Source organism: Bacillus sp. MN7755, assembly GCF_054771475.1.
In genome coordinates this window covers 105,590-127,604 of the sequence record NZ_BTRL01000013.1, presented here as the reverse complement: position 1 = coordinate 127,604, position 22,015 = coordinate 105,590, and the positions used below count along the sequence as shown (strand labels likewise).

Here is a 22,015-nt window from a genome sequence, read left to right as displayed (position 1 = left end):
CCTAATTAAGCATTTCTTTTTACAATATTATTATTGATGTCATAATAGGAGGATCACTCATGCAATTCTTGAAAAAGTTCGCAATTTTATTGTTATCTTTTGTTATTACAGCACTTATCGTTTTATATTTTTACCTTTATGTAAATGGTCCAATTATTCAAGCTAAATCGGCTATTTTAATAGATGCTAATTCAGGTGAAGTTGTTTATAAAAAAAATGAAGAAACTCCTATACAATCAGCAACTTTGTCTAAATTAATGACAGAGTATATCGCACTGGAACAACTGAATGAAGGAAAAATACAATTAAATGAATTGGTAAAAATAAGTAATGAAGTTTTCCGAACAGAAACAAGTCCTATACAAGTAACTTCGAAAGATAAAACGACGGTTCGTGATTTACTTCATGCAATCTTTTTAACAGGGAATAATCGTTCCACACTTGCCCTTGCAGAGCACATTGCTGGAAACGAAGATAACTTTACACATTTAATGAATGAAAAAGCAAAACAACTAAAGTTATTACAACCCTCTCCGTTTCTAAACGCTACTGGAATGAATAACGATACAAATAAACTATCAACTACAACAGCAATCGACGTTGCTAAACTAGCAACTCAATTAGTAACAGACTTTCCAGATGTACTGAACATTACAAAACTAACCTCTTACCAATTTACCTTCAAAGATTCAAAAGTTTTCAACACCAATAAGATGATATATTCCCTTAATAAAAACATTAAACTCCAAGGTGTTGACGGCTTACAAACTAGTTTCTCAACAAATGGTAATTATAGTTTTGTCAGTACAGCAAAACGAGGAGATATTAGACTTATTTCAGTGATATTAGATGCCGGTGAAGAAAACAGTACTTTTATTGAAACAAAAAAATTACTAGAGTACGGTTTTGACCCTTCCTCGTACTCTGCACTCCAAGCGTTTAAAGATGCTGTTATATCTTGGACAGTTTTGCTTCAGTTTAAAAATTTGATTATACAAACATTGTTGATTTTCTTTATTATTACAATTTTAATGTTTTTACATATACGTCAGAAAAAATCCGAGGATTTCAACTAGGAAATCTTCTTATATATAAAAAAGGGCTTGCATGTACAGTGCACGCCCTTTTCTAAATCTACAGTCCTCTTCCAATTAAATTCGCTGAAATAGGCTGAAGGTTTAACTCTCTTGCCCATATAGATAGCTGACCAATATGGTGAATTTCATGCACAATTACATGTCTTAAAACCTCACCATATGTATATGTTTTATCTGTCCACGAAGCTTTTAATATTTTAACTTCTAAGTTAGCTGACCATACTTGTAAAAAATCTTCTAATTCTCGTTTATATAAATCAGATAACGCTTTCACTTTTTGGATTGATTGATACTCTTTAAACTGTGGTGCAGTATCTTCTTTTTCTTGAAGGGCATTAATCCAGCTATACTCAACATCTACAATATGAAATAATGTTTCTAAAATACTTCCAACACCACCAACACGCTTGCGGAGTAATTCTTCCTCAGAAACTTGCTCACACCACTTAAACCAATCGTCTCTTACTTGCCAATTGTATCGAAATAAAGTATACATATTTATCTCTCCCCTACCTCAATAATCCACTTAACAGCATCTAGTACACAATATGGCTCATCTTTTTGAATATAGTGGCCGCTTTGTTCTGCAATTACAAACTTATTATTGCTTGATAATCGTAATAATTCTTCTTGCAATTGTAACCACCTCATTTGTGCATCTGGTGAATAAAAAGCTTTTTTACCCGCAGCTAACACGGCAAGTGGAATATTTCTCATTGACTGACGATGTTTATCTACTTCACCTAGACTAAACATAAACTCTTCATAAGAACTTTCATATACAAACTGTTTATAGTAAGCTTCTTGAAACTCTGGAGACATGTTTCGCAAAAAATCTTCTTTATAATTTTCCGGTGTCGAATCAACCAAAACGATTCCCAACAAATTTTCGGGATAAAAAGTCGCAAATAAACGTGCATTTATACCACCAAAAGAATGTCCTACAAAAATATAAGGTGGTTTCAATTGTAATTGCTCTAAGCAACCTCTTAAATCTCTTACCATTTCAGAACTAATCCGTCGCTTGGAACTCTTCTCACTTTTTCCTAATCCAGCTCGATCATATGTAAGTACCGTCCCGAATTCAGTCAGCTCTTCAGCAATATGCTCCCATGCCTTCGAATAATCTCCATAACCTGCTTCCATTATAATAACAGGTTGCAACTTCTTTCCTTGGAATACTTTTGAATACATTTTAAAATCATCAACTTGTACATATTCCTCTATACATTTAACCATTGACGATCACTTCTCTCTGATTCAGTTCCTCTTCAATTTGATTAATTATTTCATCGACAGATAAAGATCCATCCAAAACAATATCTGAATTTGGCTTTACAGTATGAAGCACCTCCAAATAGGCTTTTCTAGCATATGTTAAATAATGCTTTAAATCATTATGTATTTCACTCATTGTATCTTCATTAAAATCTCGCAAAATTCTTCTAGCCATTGCAATATCTAAAGGCGTATCGATAAATATGGTTACATCAATGAATTGTCGCATTTCACTATTTAAGTATGCAAAAGGATAATCTACAATAATATAATCTACATGACTATCTCGTATAAGATGCTGAATATCCTTAATTAATGGTGTGAGTACCCATTCATCATAATTTGCTCCATCATCAATCCATTTACAAATATCAGCAGGACAGTTATCAAAGTTATCGCTATCAAAATATAGTGCTTTTGAATTTATTAACTTGTGAGTTAATCTTTCTGTAACAGTAGTTTTACCTCCTCCTGAAACAGCTGCAATTGTAATGATTTTCGTCTTTTTATTCATAATTTCCCACCAAACCCCTTTTAATTAACATAACATAATTATAGAAAACAATTATTTTTTAACGCTCCATTCATATTCTAACATACTCATTTCCCATAAATTCCAATACGTTTCCCCTACTTTTTTCGACTCTCTTAGTAAGCCTTCTTTTACAAATCCTATTTTTTCATAACATGAAATGGCCGACGTATTAAAATCATAAACACCTAGAGTTATCCTATGTAGTTTTAATTCTTCAAATGCAATATGTAGTACTGCTTTCATCATATGCTTTCCTATAGAACGTCCTCTCATTTTCGTATCACCAACTAGCACTTTTCCAATCCTTGCAGACTTATTTATATTGTCTATTTGCCCAAGTGAAATATGCCCCACAACTTCTTTACTCTCTTCATCTATTACTTTGAATGCAAGTGTATTTGTGCTTTTTATATATTTTTCTAATTGCTGTTCATTTAAAGGGTATGCAAATGCATTTCCTGACCATTGTATTAAAAACTCTTCGGAATCAATCCAATTTATTAATTGTTTGAAATCGGATCTTTTAAAGGGTTCTAATTTAATCAACTTCATTCTCCTTTCATACACCATTCTATATATCCTCAAACTTATTTCTATATATAGAATATATTCTCCTTTTATACGAAATTAAAATAAAGCCATTCATAAGAATGGCTTTACAAAAAACATAGCCTAATTATGCTATGTTTCCTATGTTAACAATGGTTCAATCGCTTCAATTTTACAAACTGAAATAATTACTGTAACTACCCCAGCACTATTAGCAAGCTTTAGAACATCACAAGTGACTGAAGAAACAGTTCCTGCATAATTATTACTTCCTGTTGTAATGCGCACTGATCTGTTTACTAACTTTCTCAGTTCATCTCTAATTCCTTGTACACAGCAACAGTCACATGCCTTATTTTGCTCTTCATGTTCTTTTTTACACTCTTCAAAAACGTCCCAACAATCATCCTGTTTACATGAACACTGTTTACATGAACACTTTTTTCTAGAATTACTATAACGATATCCCAAAATCTCACCCCCTAATCATTTCTATTAATATAGTATGTCCACTAGCTTCAAAGTGTACGAGGTAAAAGCATAGAAAGAAAAAAACAAACAATTGTACTATATATCCATTTCATTATTAATTATAAAAACAAACTTCTAATAATTAAGGGCTTGTTTAATAAGGTGACTTGGATTTTATCCTGCTGAATTTAATGGTTAGACACCACTTTCTCAAACAAATTTTTTTTATAAGCCACCCCTTAAAGAGGCACTAGATTTTCTTATCACTTCACATATACTTAGACTGTGTTTGCAGTAATATAGTATGTTTTTCCTTTCCAATTGTGAAGTATACATTCAGTAAAGCATACTCCAAAATAAGATATTATTTATAATCAGTACGTTTTCTTCAACAAGTGTTTATTGATCAATATCTTAACTAGTAGTTCTCACCACTATCTCTTGAAAATTAGCATAGTTTGAATGAATTCAATATCTAGTAGAAAGCACTCTATCATATAAAGGTAAAATAATAGGTTAATAAACAAGCCACTTTTTTATTAAAACATAGAATAATATGAATCCTATTGGAGGGAGGTATAAAAGAATGTCCTGGAAAAATGATTGCTGGAGTTCTAAGAAAAAGCATTGTTGTGATGATTGGTGGAAATCTAAAGAAAAGCATCATTGTGATGATGATTGGTGGAGTTCTAAAGAAAAGCATCATTGTGATGATGATTGGAGTTCTAAACGAAATAAGTGTCGTTGTAAATGTTTCTTTATTTGTTGTCATTGTAAAAGAAATAATTGGTAACATTTTGAATGTCAACTTAGAGGAAAGAAAATGTCTTTTGGAACCGATAAATACTAGAATGTAATATATAAAAAGCTGACTGAATATAGTCAGCTTTTTGTATATTAACATGTAAAAATTTAAACAGACATATAAGCTGTCACTCTATGTCATCACCTTGTTATTGTAAATTAGTTTCTCTCCATTGAAGAGGCATGCCACAGTAGCTTATTTTGATAAAAACTATAAAACAAACATACTTAACACTAATAGTAGAATTTTTCTACTTCAAATTTACTTCTTCTCTCTTCTTTATTTATAAACATTAAAAAGGAGCTCTATTTAAATAGAGCTCCTTTTTAATTTTATAATTTACTAGACTGTAACCCTTGAATAAACGGAACTACTTCAGGATTTACAAGTGATGATAAATCACCTAATTCTTTTCCTAAGTAAGCAGCTTTAATGACGCGTCGCATTACTTTAGAATTCCGTGTTTTTGGTAAATCTTCTACAACGTGAATATCTTTTGGACATAATGCTTTTCCAATATGAGAGTTTACTAAACTCATTAATTCTTTCTTTAACTCTCCTGTAAATGTTACATTGTCCCTTAATACTACAAAACAATGACAAACTTCACCTTTTACATCATCAGGTACACCAATCGCGGCAGCTTCTATGACATCATTATGCTTCACAAGAATAGATTCATATTCAGCGGGTCCAATACGCTTTCCGGCAATGTTTAGCGTATCATCTGAGCGTCCTGTAATAATATATTGCTCACCATCATAAATCACCCAGTCACCATGAACCCATTTATTTTCAAAACGTGACCAATATGTGTTCACATAACGCTCATCGTCTTCCCAGAAGCTTTTCGTCATACCAACCCAAGGTTTCTCTAAACATAATTCTCCAACTTCATCACGAATTGGATTACCTTGATCATCGAGTACAACCGCTGCCATTCCTGGTAAAGAAGAGTTAAAACTAATCGGTGCGATTGGTTTAATAAGGATGTTTCCGAAAATTCCACCAGAAATTTCAGTACCGCCTGAATAGTTACAAATTGGTACATTACTTTTTCCAACTGTTTCAAATAGCCACATCCAAGGGTCTGGATTCCAAGGTTCACCTGTTGATGCGAATACTTCTAAACTCTTTAGTGAATGTTTATTTACATACTCATCACCTTTTGCCATTAACGCACGAATTAATGTTGGTGATATACCGAGATGTGTAATTTCATATTTATCAACCGTCTCCCATAAACGATCTGCTTCTGGGAAGTCCGGAACACCTTCATACATAACCATCGTTGCTCCATTAATGAGAGAGCCGAATAGTAGAAATGGTCCCATCATCCATCCCATATCCGTTACCCATAATACGCGGTCACCTTGTTTGATATTCATTCCAAATCCTGCATCAAATGCAGCTTTCAAAGGGAAACCAGCATGTGTATGTACTGTTCCTTTCGGTTTCCCAGTTGTACCTGATGTATAAATGAGCATTAACGGATCATCACTCTTCATCTCTTCAGCATGTACAAATGGCTTTTCTTTTTCTAACGTACTCCATGAGAAATCATAATTATGCGGTGTAAATTCATTTCCTGCATGACGCACGATAACAACTTTTTCAACAGTTGGACAATGCTCACAAGCTTTATCTACTTCATCTTTTAATGAAACGATCTTACCTCGGCGTGAAAAACCATCGGCAGTAATAATCATTTTAGCCCCTGCCGCTTGCACACGTGTCATGACTGCATCTGACGCAAATCCTGAGAATATTGGTGAAATAATTGCTCCGATTTTCATAACAGCTAGCATCGCAACAACTGTTTCTGGAATCATCGGCATATAAATTGTTACACGGTCACCTTTTTCAATACCCGCATGTTTCAATCCGTTTGCAACGCGACTTACCCAGCTATCAAGTTCTTCATATGTAAATGATTTTGAAGTTCCATTTTCCCCTTCATATTGAAGCGCTGGTTGCGTTCTTGTTTCATCATCTGCAAGCCAGCGTGATAAAACTGATTCTACAACGTTACATGTTCCGCCATTATACCACTGTGCAAACGGCGTACCATTTTCTAAATCTAGCACTTCTGTATAAGGTTTCATCCATTGATAGCCAACCGCTTTCTCAGCTTCTCCCCAAAACCAAGCTGTTTCTTCGATTGACTTATTATAAAACGTTTCATAATCTTCATAGCCCAATGATTTCATCCAACCATATAAACGCGTTTTTTCTTTATACTCTTCTGTTGGAAACCAAACTGCTTGTTTCAATGTTTTCCCCTCCTTGACTTTTTGAGCAAGAAAGCCCTAAATAGGGCTTCTAAACTGGATAAACAGGATGTTTACGATCCGTAAATACTTGATATTTACTCATATACATTTCGAATCGTCCTTTTAACTCTTCTCTTAAATTGTTTGGATGAACAATACCATCAATGACCATCTCTGATGCTAAATGGTAAATATCAATATCTTTCTTATACTCTTCGCGTTTTTCAGCAATGAAGCTATCACGCTCTTCTTCTGGTAAAGCTGCAATCTTATTTGCATATACAGCATTGACCGCGGCTTCTGGACCCATTACCGCAATAGAAGCTGTCGGTAATGCTAGGCAGCAATCTGGTTCAAAGGCTGGACCTGCCATCGCATATAAACCAGCACCATATGCTTTACGAACAACGATAGAAATTTTCGGTACAGTTGCTTCACTCATTGCAGAAATCATTTTTGCACCGTGGCGAATAATACCAGCACGCTCTACTTTTGTACCAATCATAAATCCAGGTACATCTGCAAGGAATAATAATGGAATATGATATGCATCGCATAAATTAATAAACTTCGCTGCTTTATCAGCTGAATCGTGGAATAATACGCCGCCTTTCATTCGCGGTTGATTTGCAATAATACCAACTGGCTTACCATCAATACGTGCTAAACCTGTAATTAGTTCTTGAGCAAATAATTTTTTCACTTCATAGAAAGAGCCTTCATCAATAACTCTATTAATGAGATCTTTCATATTGAAAGGAGCATTTTGATTTTCTGGAATGATTTGTTCTAACGTTTTATCGAATTGTTTCGGTTCTTGAGGTGTAACCAATGGAGTCTTTTCTAAGTAGTTGTTTGGAAAATATGAAATGTATTGTCTTGCTTGCGTAATTGCATCTTCTTCTGTTTTACATAAAACATCTCCGCATCCTGATACAGAGCAGTGCATACGAGCTCCGCCCATCTCTTCTAAAGTTACCTTCTCACCGATAACCATCTCAGCCATACGAGGAGATCCTAAATACATGGATGCATTTCCCTCAACCATCATTACAACGTCACAAAAGGCTGGAATATACGCACCACCAGCTGCAGAAGGTCCAAATAACAAGCATACTTGAGGAACTTTACCTGATAATTTCACTTGATTATAGAAGATTCTTCCTGCACCGCGGCGTCCTGGGAACATTTCAACTTGATCAGTAATACGTGCGCCAGCAGAGTCAACTAAATAAAATAATGGTACGCGTAATTTTTCTGCTGTTTCTTGAATACGTAAAATCTTTTCAACTGTACGTGCGCCCCATGATCCTGCTTTTACAGTCGAATCATTTGCCATAACGCATGCAGTTCGACCATGTATTTTACCCGTTGCCGTTATAACACCATCAGCAGGTAATCCTGTTTGTTCACAATTTGCAAATAATGCATCTTCTACATATTCACCATTATCAAATAAAAGAGCTAAGCGATCTCGAACGAATAGTTTACCTTTCGCTTTGTTTTGTTCATGATATTTTGGTGCGCCGCCTTGTTTAATCGTTTCAACTCGTTCTTCAAATGTATTCGATTGTTGTTTTTGGTCTAACATATTTACTCCCCCTTATACATTGGTGTGCGTTTTTCCTTGAATGCTTGTAATCCTTCTAATCTATCTTTCGTATGGATTACACCTTCATACGCTTGTTTTTCCATTTGTAATCCGGTATGTAAATCAACTTGAATACCGTTTGAAATTGCTTCTTTTGCTAATCGAACAGCAATAGGACCATTACTAGCAATTTTCTCTGCTATTTCAATCGCTTTCTCTTCAAGTAAATGAGCTGGTGCAACAAATTCTACTAAACCATATTCTTTTGCTTCTTGCGCCGAAATACGTCTTCCTGTATAAATTAATTCTTTCGCTCTCCCAACACCAATTAATCTTGGTAAACGCTGTGTACCACCTGCTCCTGGTATAATTGCAAGTGTAGTTTCAGTAAGACCAAGACTTGCAGATTCAGCCGCAATTCTAAAATCACAAGCTAAACTTAATTCCGTACCACCACCTAGTGCGATGCCATTTATAGCAGCAATAACTGGCTGTGGTAATTGTTCAACCATCTCCATAGTAGTGCGAATCATACTAACAGCATGACGAACTTGTTCTTCATTCATACCGGCGCGTTCTTTTAAATCAGCACCAGCACAAAACGCTTTTTCGCCAGCACCTGTTAGAATAACTACACGAGTATTTGACTCTTCACTTATTTGAGTTAATATGTTTTGTAACTCTTCTAATAACGCTAAAGATAATGAATTTGCTTGTCTTTCACGATATAATGAAATCTTTACAACGTGAGGTGTTACATAATTAACTGAAATGTTTTGTAATTGTAGCATCTTCTCACCTACTTATCGTTTTATGTTGAAGCGCTCTATACACATGACTCGGTAATTGGATATTTAATTTACTTTGAATAAATTGACTAGCTCTCCATAACTTCTCTTCATCAATATTCGTTTGGACCCCTAACTTATGGAGCATATGAACTAAGTCATCAGTTGCAACATTACCTGATGCTCCTGGTGCATATGGACAGCCCCCAAGGCCACCACAAGAACTATCAAATGTTGTAATACCATATTCTAATGACTTAATTACATTCGCAAGAGCCATTCCGTACGTATTATGGAAGTGCATTGCAAACTGCAAAGCATCGTATTTCTTTAATAAATGTTCTAATACTCGCTCTACTTGTAGCGGATTCGCTACACCAATCGTGTCACCAAGAGAGACTTCATAAATGCCGTATGAAAATAGTTGATCACATAATTCGTCAACTGCTGCGGTACTTATATCTCCTTCATAAGGACATCCAAATACAGTAGAAACATAGCCTCTTACCTTTTTCCCTTCGAATAATGCCTGTTTTGTTATATCTTCAATTACAACTAATGCTTCTTTAATTGATTTATTAATATTACTTTTATTATGAGATTCACTTGCTGATAAAAAAACATTCACCTCATCTACATTTTGCAAAAAAGCTCGTTCCAAACCATTTTGATTTGGAACAAGCGCTGCATATGTAACATTTGGATCCCTTTTCAGCTCAGAAAACACATCATTTGCATCTGCTAATGCCGGAACCCATTTAGGGTGAACGAATGAGGAAACTTCAACGTACGATAATCCCGCTTCTGTAAGTAGTTGAATCCATTTTACTTTATCTTTTGTGCCAACAATCTTTTTTTCATTCTGTAAGCCATCACGTGGCCCGACTTCTTTAATGACAGCAAAATTAGGTAGTTTCAATTCGCTTCCCCCTATATCTCCCTATTCAATTTCTAGCAATACATCTCCTTCATTTACAAAATCGCCTTCTTGCACATTAATTTTCATAACTGTGCCAGCTTCTTCTGAAACGATTGGAATTTCCATTTTCATAGATTCCAAAATGACGACATCCTGCTCTTCCTCTACTGTATCTCCTACTCCTACAACTATCTTCCAAACATTTCCTGCCATCGATGCATATACTTTCGTCATCATTTTTTCCCCCTTAATATTCATAAATCTTATTTTTTAACAAGTTGTTTCGTTACGAAACCCGTTGTATAAATACCACTTTTGAACACATCGTCTTCCAATACTTGAAGCAGCATTGGCGTGTTCGTTTTAATACCTTCTACTTTTAATTCTTCTAAAGCATCATGTAATTTCGAAATTGCTTCTTCACGTGTTTCACCATGAGCAATAACTTTTGCAATCATTGGATCATAGAAAGGTGTAATTGTTACATGATTCTCTAAAAAGTGATCGATACGTACGTTTGTCGGTAACGTTAAATCTGTAATTTTCCCAGGTGATGGGAAAAAAGTTTTCGGATCTTCAGCATAAATACGAGCCTCAATGGCATGACCACTGCGCTTTATATCATCCTGTGTAAACGATAGTTTCTCGCCACTTGCGATAAGGAGTTGTTGTTCTACAAGGTCTAATCCAGTAATTTCTTCTGTAACGGGATGCTCTACTTGTAATCTCGTATTCATCTCTAAGAAATAGAAGTTCTTCTGATCATCTACAAGAAACTCAACTGTACCTGCATTTGTATATCCTAGTGCTTTGGCAGCTTGTACAGCAACTTCACCCATCGCTTTTCGCGTACCTTCATCTAAAAATGGTGAAGGGGCTTCTTCAATTACTTTCTGATTTCGGCGTTGTACTGAACATTCACGCTCCCATAAATACACTGTGTTACCATGTGTATCTGCTAAAAGCTGAATTTCAATATGATGTGCATCAGCTATATAGCGTTCTAAATACATTTCTCCATTACCAAAGAAGTTTTGCGCTCTTGTTTTATTACTTTCAAATGCTTTGGTGAGCGTTTGCTCAGTTTCCATCAACTGCATTCCAATGCCTCCGCCGCCTGCGGATGCCTTCAACATTAATGGATAACCAATTTGTTTCGCAATTTCAATTGCTTCTTCAGCAGTTTCAATATTTGTAGTAATACCTGGAACAACTGGGACATCTGCAGCTTGCATTGCAATACGTGATTCGATTTTACTTCCCATCTTCATAATAATTTCTTCTGATGGACCGATAAATACGATTCCTTCTTCTTTACAACGAACCGGGAAAGACGGATTCTCTGATAATAATCCATATCCCGGATGAATTGCTTCAGTGTTTGTCTTCTTAGCGATTTCAATAATTTTTTCAAGGTTTAAATAACTTTCTTGGACACGTGGCCCACCTACTAAGTAAGCTTCATTTGCCATCTTTACATGGAGTGCATTTTCATCTGCTTCAGAATAAATAGCAACTGTGCGAATACCAAGTTTTTGACAAGTTTTCATAATACGAACTGCGATTTCTCCGCGATTTGCAATTAATATTTTTTGAAACATAGTGATTCCTCCTTTTTATCTACATCCTAAATGTCTTGCAATTACGAGACGTTGAATTTCAGAAGTTCCTTCACCAATTTCTAATAGTTTTGCATCACGAATATGTCGTTCCACTTCATATTCACGCATATAGCCGTATCCACCGTGAATTTGTACTGCTTGATTTGCAATACGGCTTGCTGCTTCAGATGCGAAAAGTTTTGCCATAGCCGCTTCTTTACCGAAAGGTTTATCGTTATCTTTTAACCAAGCTGCTTTATGTACTAAATTGCGCGCTAACTCTACTTCAGTAGCCATATCAGCTAATTTAAATTGAATCGCTTGGAAATTAGAAATGGATTTTCCAAATTGTTGACGCTCTTTCGCATATTGCAGTGCACGTTCAAATGCAGATTGCGCAATACCTACTGCTAATGCTGCGATTGAAATACGTCCTCCATCAAGTGTATATAAGAATTGTTTAAATCCTTTATTTACATCACCAAGTATATTTTCTTTCGGTACACGTACACTATCAAGTACGATTTCACATGTATTAGAAGCACGAACACCCATCTTATCGTAAGGGCTTGAGATTGTTAATCCTTCACTTGTAGTTGGTACGATAAATGCCGAAATGCGTTTTCTACCATTGTCTTCAACACCGTTGACAGCGGTTACAATAATTGTATTTGCATACTCTGCATTTGTAATCCAACACTTTTCACCACTAATAACATACTCGTCTCCATCTAATACAGCTTTCGTTTGTGTACCACCTGCATCAGATCCAGCGTTCGGTTCAGTTAATCCGAAAGCACCTAATGTTTTACCTGACGCCATTGGAACTAAATATTTCTGCTTTTGTTCTTCTGTACCGAAATAAAAAATTGGAGAAGCACCTAATGAAATTGTTGCAGCGTAACTTAATCCTGTCCCACCACAAGCACGACCAATTTCTTCAACTGCTAACGCGTACGATACAGTATCGCCACCTGAACCCCCATACTCTTCAGGGAATGGGATGCCTAATAATCCTAGTTCGCCCATTTTTTGAAATGTTTCATATGGAAATTCCGCAGTTTTGTCATAATATACCGCTTTTGGTGCGATTTCCTTTTCAGCAAAGTCACGTACCATTTCTTTAATCATTTGTTTTTCGCGAGTTAGAGTAAATTCCATACCGCTACACACCCCTTATCGAATATTGAGTTTCGACAGCGTGCGAGTTTCTACTACAAACATTACTTCTTAAAAGACAAAAATATTAGTTAGACAATTGCTATAATTCTGTCATAACTTAATTTTAAAACAGATTCTGTACTAATGCACAAAAAAATTCCTACATTGTTCTACAACAACATAGGAGTTTTCTTGTCGAATTATGTAATTTAATGTTTAATAATCTCTACCTTTTCCCGAATCTGAAATTTCTACTAAAGCTTCAGGGTATGGTTCGAAATATGTTTGTCTTAATAAATACTTTTCATCAAATCGAAGGGTCCATGATTTTAAAATTGCAAGTAAACTACTAAGTGGTATTTTCTTTTCTGCATATTTATGTATCATTCCTAAAAAATGATCTTTTTCCTGTTTTTTTAACTTTGTTTTAAAATATCCAAAAATATGCTCACATACATTTACATTCGATGTATAGCGGGGTGTGCGCATAAATAATTCATATAGGGTCTTCTCATACTTTTCAAATACAACTTCGATCGTTTCATTTTTTTGATTTGCAATAATACGCCCTAACTCTTTTTGTTTCACCTGATTATATGCCATAAATAAATATTTATTGTCCGACTGAAACGATACAAGGTCTTTCATATTTTTATTATGTTTAATCATTTTGTAATAAGCTATTGTAAATAACCTTGTAAAGAAATGTTCTCTAATAATAAAATTCGACAATCTACCTTCTTCTTCAATTGGAAGATGCGAAAATTTTTTTATTACTGCTCCGCCAAATAAGCCAGGTCCCTTTCCTATTGCTGGTGCTTTTTCAAAACCAGAATAAATTTTCACATCACGCGTACCACAACTTGGTGAACGATTCTTTAAAATAAAACCATCCACATCGGATATCGTTTGTAAAAACTCATTTGAAAACTCCTCCATTTTTTCAGTAACGTCTTCTCGTGTCGACGGTTGTACAAGTTTATTCAAACCGTTTTCTTCTACAATTCGTATCGTTTCACGAGGGACGCCTAAACCAATCTCTACTTCAGGACATACTGGTATAAATGTAACAAATGGCTGTAAGTTTCGAATTGTTATATCTGGAATCATCTCTCCATTATAACGACAAGCATCAAATTCTAAACATTTACTTACAACAATTTTAGGTTTAGCAAATTGTCGCATTTCATTACCTCCTTAGTGCTAGTCCATATAATATAAATTGTACTCAGTTTTACATTTTAAGCAAAGTTTGATTCATTTAGTTTTATTAATGTGCGCTCTATAATGATGGTTTAGACATTGTGAAACGAATAATACACACATGCTCTGGAGAAATTAATACATAAGAAAGGAGGGAGCGTTATGAAGAAGAAATTATCATCTATTTTAAGTGTTTTAGCACTATCTATTATGTTTTTAGGTACATCCGCACAAGCTGAATACGATGGAAATAATATGAATAGAGTTAATAACACTGACATTTCAACTCGAGTTAATGACAATAACTTAGACAGAGTTAATAATGATGTGAGAACTCGAAATGTAAATACGACAAATGATTTAAATGATAATCGTGATAAAAATAATAATTGGGCTTGGCTCGGTTTATTAGGACTAGCAGGATTATTAGGTCTTAGAAGAAGAGACAAAGAAACACGTTAATTTGGAACATTTTTAGTAAACAAGTATTTATTTATCAAAAATAAATAATGAATATAAATCGCCTTTTTAAAGGCGATTTATTATTTGCATAAAAGTAGTATATGTAATTCACACTTCAACATATTTTTACTTATGATTAAATTCGTGGCGTTAATCCAAACAATATAAATTGAATCGTATGTTCAATTTCCACTTCATCATCCCATTTTTCTTCAGGCAATAATAAAAATCGTGTTAAGAGTAATCCTAATACAGCTGATAAAGTAAGTCGTACTACAGAAGATGGTGGCATCTCAATAATTCCACCTTTTTCTTGAAACTTTACAATTAACTTTTTAAAATGTGAAAGTAACTCTGTTTCTACTAATTGTTGTATTTCATTTTTCAGTTCTGGCTGAAATGGCACTTCTTGAATTAATATTTTTATCATTGGAAAATGCTTTTTTGCAAATTCAAATCTATTATGAATGACAACTCTTAAAAGTCCTTCATACGATTCATACTCCGATTTAAATATTTCTTTCGCAAAGGCTTGTACAAGAAATGGTGCAGCAAACTTTGTTAATGTCGGCATGACGACTGCTAACAATAAATCTTTTTTCGTTTTATAGTAGCGGAAGATTGTTCCTTCCGCTACACCAGCCCGCTTTGCAATTTCACTTGTTGAAGTTGCAGCGTAGCCTTTTTCGCCAAACATATCAACAGCCGCTTCTAATATACGCATTTGACGTTCATTTCGTTTATCCGTATTTGTTGTGGCAATTATTTCTTCCAGCCAATCCTTCTTCATCTATAATGCCCCTTTGTATCATCATTATATTTTTCGATGTTTCTTTAATGCAAATACATTTCCTATTGCAAATAGTAGAGAAAAAAGCAGTAATACAGTTAAATCTAATGCAATCTCTGTAAACCCTTGATTTCGAATCATCACTTGTCTCATTGCGTCAGCGCCATATGTGAGCGGAAATAATTTCCCTAACATTTGGAGCCACTTATTCATAGATTCAATTGGAAACAACCCAGAAAAGAAAATTTGAGGCACAATAACAAGTGGTATAAACTGGATCATTTGAAACTCATTATTTGCGTATGCCGATAAAAATGTCCCTAAAGTTAATGCAGTTAAAGAAAGCATACATGTAATAAGTAACGTTAGCCATATGGAGCCTGCTACATATAAATCTAAAATATAAACTGAAAAACTTACGATTATAATGGATTGTATAAATGCAAAGATCCCAAAACCAATAATATATCCTACAACTATTTCCCATCTTCTTACCGGAGTCGATAATAACCTTTCTAAAGTACCACTTAAACGTTCTCTTACGAAAGACACCCCTGATAAAATGAATACAAAGAAAAAGGTAAAGAAACCGATTAATACGGGACCAAGCCCATCAAACATTGTAAAGTCTTTAGAGCCATGTAAATAATTCACTTCAGGTTTCATAATCGATACATCGTTCTTCTCTGTATTTTTTTGTAATATTTGAAGCACAGCACGATTTTTTGACGAATCACTACCTTCTAATACAATATTCATTTTTCCATTTTCTAAACGAATTACTACATCTACCTTTTGATTTTCCAACTCAGACATTGCCTTTTCTTTACTATATTCATAAATTGAGGCTTCTTGATTTTTCATTACTTTTACTACTGGAGCAGGCAAATCAACAACAGCAATATGTGGTACATAGTCTTTTTGTGTAAACACTAGCGACAATAACCAAAGTAATAACATAGGTGCCCCAAACATCATGGCTAATGAACGCTTATCCCTGAAAAATTGGCGAATAATACGAATGATTACACCAGTAACTCTCATGATAGAGCCACCTCTTCCAACAAAAAGACATCTTCAATCCTTCCTGATGATACCCGCTTTTTCAATTCTTCAGGTGTTCCAGTCGCAACTAGCTTTCCTTCTCTAATTAACCCTAGGCGTTCACAAAATTCAGCTTCGTCCATAATGTGTGTCGTTACAATTATAGTTGTGCCTTTCTTTTTCAGATCATAAAATTTTCCCCAGATTGTTTTTCTAAGAAGTGGATCTATCCCGACTGTTGGCTCATCTAAAATTAATATTTCAGGTTCATGAAGAAGTGCCATTGCCAATGATAAACGTTTTTTCATTCCACCTGAAAACTGCTGTACTTGCTTTTTCATATGTTGCGATAATTGTACAAGGTCAAAAACCTCTTTGATTCTTTCTTTTTTATGCTTTCCCTTTAATCCATACATCGTTGCAATAAAATCTGCATTTTCATATGCTGATAGTTCTTCATATAATGCATCAGCCTGAGCCATATAACCAATTCTTTTCATTTCATTTAAATTAGGCATGTTAGTATTACCAACAAGTACTTCACCTTCTGTTGCCTCATTAATACCTGCAATCAATTTAATGAGAGTCGTTTTCCCTGAACCTGAAGGTCCAACTAAACCAAATATCTCTGCTTTTTCAACTCGCAATGACAGATTGTGTAAAACTTCTTTTTTCCCAAAACTTTTCGATACAGTGCGTAAAGTAATTGAAGGTTGTTGCACGTATTCTTCCCCCTTTTCAAAAATGAGTGAGTACTCACTTTTATTTTACTCTTGCGTAATTATATGTCAAAGTTAATTGATTAGTATTTGTTTTCAATAAACAATAATAGACAATGAAACAGAGTCGACATTAGAATATCATTTCTTAAAGTCGACTCTGTTTCATTTAAATTATATATTTTACTTTACGTTTTTAAATTCATATATTTCCTAATTCTAGCAACATCTAAAGAATATTCGATAACTAATTGCTGTAAAGGTAAAATCACTGTATCAGGATATAAATGTGCATATTGTAATGTTTCTGCATATTTTTCTAACCTTTTTTCTAAATACTTTATAATTTGATCAGGATGACTTACTAATAAACATTTATAATAATAATGTATTTGTTCCTCAATCGCCGTATACTCTTCAATTTCATATTCTTTATGCATGTGTACACCCCTTTTAGTTTTTTACATAAATTACTTATCACACTTTTCACTCGACTAATTTTTAAGTTTTTTGATTATTTACACTATAACAAACTCTTCAGGTCAAATTTTGTTACTTTATGTAACGTAGAAAATTTTTAACAAAATTGTAATGTTAACTTGTATAAAATCCATTTAACCTATTTTTTCTGCACAAAAAAGTCGTACAGTTCAATTTAACTGCACAACTACAAGTTCTGGCCTATTAAAAATTCTTTGCGGAATGATACTATTGCCTAATCCTCTACTTACTACCATAGACGTACTTTGTTTTTCATATAAACCGGCTGTATATTTAGGTAAAACACCTTGATTTGGAGCCACTAATTTGCTGATAAATAGTAACCTAAATTGTACACCATGAGCGTGTCCTGATAAAACTATATCTATTTGCTCATCAGCATAATTCTGAATAAATTTAGGCCTATAGAATAAATCATCTATTTCTCCTATTTTTGCAGTATCTTTCATTCCTACAGCAGTTTCTAATAAATCCGGTCTTCCTATATCTCCTACAAATATAAAATCACCTGTGAATATTCCTATCGGCTTATCATTCGTATAGTTATTTTGACTTGTATCAGTTACTAAAAAAGAAATGCTTTCAGGCGTATGCCCTGGGGTGTGAATTGCATTAAATTTTATATGACCTATTTTAAACTCTGTGCCCTCTCTAACCAATTTGTATCGACATTCGTTAAGATATTGATATTTCCAATCACAATCTCCTTCATCAGATACATATAAATTTGCATGATAAAGATTAGAAAATTCTCTAGACCCAGAAAGGAAATCTGTATGAATGTGAGTTTCAGCCGCAGCAATTACTTCCATCCCCTCTTTCTTAGAAAATTCTATATATTGTTCTATATAGCGACTTGGATCAATTACAATTGCTACGCCTTCCTTCTGACAACCGACTAAATAGGAAGCTGAAGTGACCCCCGAAAGTTAGACACAGTCTAACAATTTGGGTGCACTTCACAGTTGAATTATAATAAAGGATAGCTTTTTGTTTTTTCTTCACAGTACATTTTTAAAGCACAATACGAGTAGATAAAATGTTTTTCTTATTATTTTAAACCTTATTGATAGAACTTCATTTCATTTTCCTTCACATCTATGTTGTTCTCACTTATTCATTCTACATCGTGATTAAAAACTTGAAAAAACCTTCTTCATTTAAAGGTTTACTGTAAAAATAGCCCTGAATTAAATAGCATGAATTACTTTGTAACACTGTTAACTGTTCCTTCGTTTCTACCCCTTCTGCTATTACTTTCATATTCAAAGTATGGGCTAGCGAAATAATAGTTTGTATAATTTCATCTCCTTCATTTGAAGTTCCAATCCTATTCACAAATTCTCTTGGGATTTTCACAGTATCAATCGGATACAAAGGTAGATACGCTAATGAAGAATATCCTGTACCAAAATCATCTATTGATAAATGTACACCATATGATTTTAATGCTTTTAGCTTTGATAAAGTTTCTTTTTCATCTACCATGGCAATTCGCTCTGTTAATTCCAAATCAATTAAATTAGCTGGTACTCCTATTTCTTCAATGGTAGATATAATCGTTTGAACAAAATCTTTTTGTTCAAACTCTATAGCTGATAAATTTATCCCCATTTTTAGATTTGTATAACCTGCAGAATGCCATTCTTTCAGTTGTGAACACGCTTGCTGTAGCGTCCATTTTCCAATTGAAATAATCTGTGATGTTTCTTCCGCGATAGGTATAAACTCAAAAGGTGAAATTAGTCCCAGCTCTGGATGTTGCCAACGTATCAATGCCTCTGCACCAATAACCTTTCCTGCCTTACTATCAACTTGTGGTTGGTACAATAAAAACAACTCATTATTTTCAATTGCATTCGGTAAATCTTGCTCTAATTGTAATCGTCTTGTTATTTTTTGAGATAATGTCTCGTCGTATATACAAACAGCATTGCTACCTTTTTCCTTTGCGCTATACATAGCAATATCAGCATGTTGTAAAAGTGTTGTGGCATTTGTTCCTCCAAATGGATACAACGCTATTCCTATACTAAGGGATAAGTAAAAGCTGTGTTGATTTATTACAAATGGTTCTTCAGTTATACGAAATAGTACTTCACACAAATCCAATAGCTGTTGCTCTGTTTTGTTATGGACAATGATTGCAAACTCATCTCCCCCTATTCTTGCTAAAGGAATAGTCGGTGACAGACATGTCCTAAAACGTTTGGCAACTTCTTTTAAAACCTTGTCACCAATTGCATGACCCATTGTATCATTAATGGTCTTAAAGCGGTTTAAATCAATATACAGGAGTCCAAACTTATCCTGTGTTTTTTGTACACGCTCAATGGATTTGTCTAATTCTTGTTGGAAGAATATTCGATTCCCAATCTCCGTCACCGTATCATGAAATGCTAGATAGTTTATCTCTTCCTGTTGTTGCTTCACCCTCGTTATGTCTTTTACCATTACATAATTTCCAAAAGTTTGTCCTTCTATCATAATAGGAACAATGGTGACATACCAAAAATGTATATCTTTCTCATTATTATGTTTCACACGTAACTGTAATGAAGACGAACTACATCGTTTCCCCTTCTTTAGAGCTGCTTCCAATTCAGGTTTATCTTCATCTAAAAAAATTGAGAAGCACTCTTTTCCTATCAATGCAGCACTGTCTTTCCCTAATAACATACTTCCAGACTGGTTTATATTTAATACGGTACCATTTGAATCCATTGTTAATATAGGATCTGGATGATACTCATATAAGGACTTAAACCTCTCTTGATTTTTCACCAAATCATTAGATTTTTTTATTAAATCTGCTGTTCTTTGAGATACTTTTTGCTCTAATTGATTATTAAACACTTTTAATTTTTGGGTTAAATCTTTGTTTTGCATTCGCACAATTGTATGACGAATCAGTACAAATACAAAGGCAATACAATTGCCCGTAATCAGTGTAGATGAAGAAGTTTGCTCTTTTAAAGTAAAACCAATTAAGATTACAACTGCAAGATAAGGAAATATGACAAGAAGTTTCTTTCCAAATGTCGGATTAATAATAAAATAATTTCTTCTAGAAGATGCACTTCTTGGGATAGTAGCGGCAATGGCAATAAATAATAGAAAAACTCTATACAAACACCTTAATAATATGAGTGAACGATGTGATAAATCATCTTGTAAATAGAAATATAAATAGTCCGTAATAGACAATCCAGTTAATACTAAGATGAAAATAAATAATTTACTTTTCGCATTAAAAATTGCTGGTCGAAAGATAAGGCTAACTCCTAGTAAAAGAAGCAATAGATCTATAATCGGGAAAATAAATGAAAGAAAAACATCTCCAATTGATAAGAATAAAATATTTGCAGAAGGTTTATTAAATAGGTACCACTCTAAGGTGAAAATAGCAGTAACAACAATACATAAATCACAAATCAAATACGCTTTCTCCCATTTGTTACATTCCATCATGATTTTATAAAAGAACGCAAAGAGAAAGAAGAATAAGAAAAACAACAAAAATACATCAGAGATATTAAAATTTTGTATTGGTAATTCTATATTAAGTACTTGAAAAGCAGATATAAAATTCCCTATCAAGAAACACCCTATTGCAATAGTAATACAAGCCCAAAACACTCCTAACTTAACTTTTCTGGATACTATGGAATAGAGTAATGAAATAAGTACAATAGTTTCAACAACTAAAGATGAGAGTCGTATATTAAAATCTGATACAAAATACTGATTCGGAAAAACAAATAAAAATATAAAGCAAAAGCTTAAATAAGCTATTAGAGCCAATATCAATACATAAAATTGCACATGTGAATGTTTACGCAATATATTCACCTTCTTAAGTCTTTCATCATTTTTTATTAAATTTGTTTCTAATTATTACTTCTATTATGACCATTTCAAAAGATTTCTTTCAAAACAAAGCAACCTCAAATTACACCTGTTAATATTCAACAATTATAGAACAGGAATTATAAAAATGTTTCTAACCGTATGAAACGAAAGGAATCTTCTGTCGGAAAATGATAAATCACCATATTTCTCTGCATCCTTTTTCTCATAAAAAGCCACAAATATGTTTAGTACTCTAGCATGCTTTCAAATGGATTGGACAATGCTAACATCATGATTCCAAAATTAATAGATTACAGAAAGGCTTATACTGATTAGATGCATTAAATATTATCAACAAAAAAAGTTTTTATATCTC

General features: G+C 33.9%; 21 protein-coding genes and 1 pseudogene. 3 read left to right on the top strand and 19 right to left on the bottom strand.

All coding sequences use genetic code 11. The features are described from left to right. The first annotated feature begins 59 nt into the window (after window positions 1–59). Complete coding sequence (locus ACYVEC_RS15480; RefSeq protein ID WP_063224876.1) at window positions 60–1,076, top strand: D-alanyl-D-alanine carboxypeptidase family protein; 1,017 nt, start codon at window positions 60–62, stop codon at window positions 1,074–1,076. 58 nt (window positions 1,077–1,134) lie between these two features. Here ACYVEC_RS15480 and ACYVEC_RS15475 read toward each other — a convergent pair whose 3' ends face one another. From ACYVEC_RS15475 to exsK, 5 genes are all read right to left on the bottom strand, one after another. Then, window positions 1,135–1,593 carry a DinB family protein gene (locus ACYVEC_RS15475; protein ID WP_098556708.1) on the bottom strand — a complete coding sequence of 153 codons (459 nt, stop codon included), beginning with the start codon at window positions 1,591–1,593 and terminating at the stop codon, window positions 1,135–1,137. Window positions 1,594–1,595: 2 nt separating this feature from the next. Further along, the gene (locus ACYVEC_RS15470; RefSeq protein ID WP_098556710.1) at window positions 1,596–2,336 is read right to left on the bottom strand and encodes an alpha/beta fold hydrolase; all 741 of its coding nucleotides are present in this window, start codon (window positions 2,334–2,336) and stop codon (window positions 1,596–1,598) included. Further along, window positions 2,329–2,889: a nucleoside/nucleotide kinase family protein gene (locus ACYVEC_RS15465; protein ID WP_063224874.1), complete on the bottom strand. Its 561-nt coding sequence runs from the start codon at window positions 2,887–2,889 to the stop codon at window positions 2,329–2,331. The genes ACYVEC_RS15470 and ACYVEC_RS15465 overlap by 8 nt, the downstream gene beginning before the upstream one ends. A 51-nt stretch (window positions 2,890–2,940) precedes the next feature. Continuing rightward, entirely contained in the window at window positions 2,941–3,480 is a 540-nt protein-coding gene (locus tag ACYVEC_RS15460) for a GNAT family N-acetyltransferase (protein ID WP_063224873.1), read from the bottom strand. A gap of 120 nt (window positions 3,481–3,600) precedes the next feature. Next, on the bottom strand, window positions 3,601–3,930 hold the full coding sequence (gene exsK / locus ACYVEC_RS15455) for an exosporium protein ExsK (protein ID WP_063224872.1): 330 nt from the start codon (window positions 3,928–3,930) through the stop codon (window positions 3,601–3,603). Window positions 3,931–4,529: 599 nt separating this feature from the next. Here exsK and ACYVEC_RS15450 point away from each other — a divergent pair. Beyond that, window positions 4,530–4,787, top strand: a complete 258-nt coding sequence (locus ACYVEC_RS15450) for a hypothetical protein (RefSeq protein WP_063224871.1) — start codon at window positions 4,530–4,532, stop codon at window positions 4,785–4,787. 280 nt (window positions 4,788–5,067) lie between these two features. Here ACYVEC_RS15450 and ACYVEC_RS15445 read toward each other — a convergent pair whose 3' ends face one another. The 8 genes from ACYVEC_RS15445 to ACYVEC_RS15410 all read right to left on the bottom strand — a co-directional run bounded on the left by ACYVEC_RS15445 (window position 5,068) and on the right by ACYVEC_RS15410 (window position 14,253). Continuing rightward, window positions 5,068–7,008, bottom strand: coding sequence for an AMP-binding protein (locus ACYVEC_RS15445; protein ID WP_063224870.1), 1,941 nt, complete (start codon window positions 7,006–7,008; stop codon window positions 5,068–5,070). A gap of 49 nt (window positions 7,009–7,057) precedes the next feature. Beyond that, window positions 7,058–8,599, bottom strand: coding sequence for an acyl-CoA carboxylase subunit beta (locus tag ACYVEC_RS15440; protein ID WP_000886753.1), 1,542 nt, complete (start codon window positions 8,597–8,599; stop codon window positions 7,058–7,060). Between the two features lie 2 nt (window positions 8,600–8,601). Next, window positions 8,602–9,390, bottom strand: coding sequence for an enoyl-CoA hydratase (locus ACYVEC_RS15435; RefSeq protein ID WP_063224868.1), 789 nt, complete (start codon window positions 9,388–9,390; stop codon window positions 8,602–8,604). Window positions 9,391–9,394: 4 nt separating this feature from the next. After that, window positions 9,395–10,306 carry a hydroxymethylglutaryl-CoA lyase gene (gene mvaB, locus ACYVEC_RS15430; protein ID WP_063224867.1) on the bottom strand — a complete coding sequence of 304 codons (912 nt, stop codon included), beginning with the start codon at window positions 10,304–10,306 and terminating at the stop codon, window positions 9,395–9,397. Window positions 10,307–10,327: 21 nt separating this feature from the next. Next, the gene (locus ACYVEC_RS15425) at window positions 10,328–10,543 is read right to left on the bottom strand and encodes an acetyl-CoA carboxylase biotin carboxyl carrier protein subunit (RefSeq protein WP_001985297.1); all 216 of its coding nucleotides are present in this window, start codon (window positions 10,541–10,543) and stop codon (window positions 10,328–10,330) included. Window positions 10,544–10,569: 26 nt separating this feature from the next. Then, window positions 10,570–11,907, bottom strand: a complete 1,338-nt coding sequence (locus ACYVEC_RS15420) for an acetyl-CoA carboxylase biotin carboxylase subunit (protein ID WP_063224866.1) — start codon at window positions 11,905–11,907, stop codon at window positions 10,570–10,572. Window positions 11,908–11,922: 15 nt separating this feature from the next. Next, window positions 11,923–13,068: an acyl-CoA dehydrogenase gene (locus ACYVEC_RS15415; protein ID WP_460507153.1), complete on the bottom strand. Its 1,146-nt coding sequence runs from the start codon at window positions 13,066–13,068 to the stop codon at window positions 11,923–11,925. Window positions 13,069–13,284: 216 nt separating this feature from the next. Continuing rightward, entirely contained in the window at window positions 13,285–14,253 is a 969-nt protein-coding gene (locus ACYVEC_RS15410) for a YbgA family protein (RefSeq protein WP_098556714.1), read from the bottom strand. Between the two features lie 180 nt (window positions 14,254–14,433). Between ACYVEC_RS15410 and ACYVEC_RS15405 the strand changes: the two genes are divergently transcribed. Continuing rightward, window positions 14,434–14,733: a WGxxGxxG family protein gene (locus ACYVEC_RS15405; protein ID WP_063224864.1), complete on the top strand. Its 300-nt coding sequence runs from the start codon at window positions 14,434–14,436 to the stop codon at window positions 14,731–14,733. 136 nt (window positions 14,734–14,869) lie between these two features. On the opposite strand, the gene ACYVEC_RS15400 is transcribed toward ACYVEC_RS15405, so the two are convergent. The 6 genes and pseudogenes from ACYVEC_RS15400 to ACYVEC_RS15375 form a co-directional block, all read right to left on the bottom strand. Continuing rightward, window positions 14,870–15,523: a TetR/AcrR family transcriptional regulator gene (locus ACYVEC_RS15400; RefSeq protein WP_098556716.1), complete on the bottom strand. Its 654-nt coding sequence runs from the start codon at window positions 15,521–15,523 to the stop codon at window positions 14,870–14,872. A 24-nt stretch (window positions 15,524–15,547) separates the two neighbouring features. Then, on the bottom strand, window positions 15,548–16,567 hold the full coding sequence (locus tag ACYVEC_RS15395) for an ABC transporter permease (RefSeq protein WP_460507149.1): 1,020 nt from the start codon (window positions 16,565–16,567) through the stop codon (window positions 15,548–15,550). Then, window positions 16,564–17,289, bottom strand: coding sequence for an ABC transporter ATP-binding protein (locus tag ACYVEC_RS15390; protein ID WP_098556720.1), 726 nt, complete (start codon window positions 17,287–17,289; stop codon window positions 16,564–16,566). The genes ACYVEC_RS15395 and ACYVEC_RS15390 overlap by 4 nt, the downstream gene beginning before the upstream one ends. Window positions 17,290–17,474: 185 nt before the next feature. Beyond that, window positions 17,475–17,726: a hypothetical protein gene (locus ACYVEC_RS15385; RefSeq protein ID WP_063224861.1), complete on the bottom strand. Its 252-nt coding sequence runs from the start codon at window positions 17,724–17,726 to the stop codon at window positions 17,475–17,477. A 441-nt stretch (window positions 17,727–18,167) separates the two neighbouring features. Next, window positions 18,168–18,698, bottom strand: a pseudogene (locus tag ACYVEC_RS15380) (MBL fold metallo-hydrolase); the annotation flags it as partial. A gap of 211 nt (window positions 18,699–18,909) precedes the next feature. Continuing rightward, window positions 18,910–21,630, bottom strand: coding sequence for a putative bifunctional diguanylate cyclase/phosphodiesterase (locus tag ACYVEC_RS15375; protein ID WP_431113424.1), 2,721 nt, complete (start codon window positions 21,628–21,630; stop codon window positions 18,910–18,912). Window positions 21,631–22,015 lie beyond the last annotated feature (385 nt).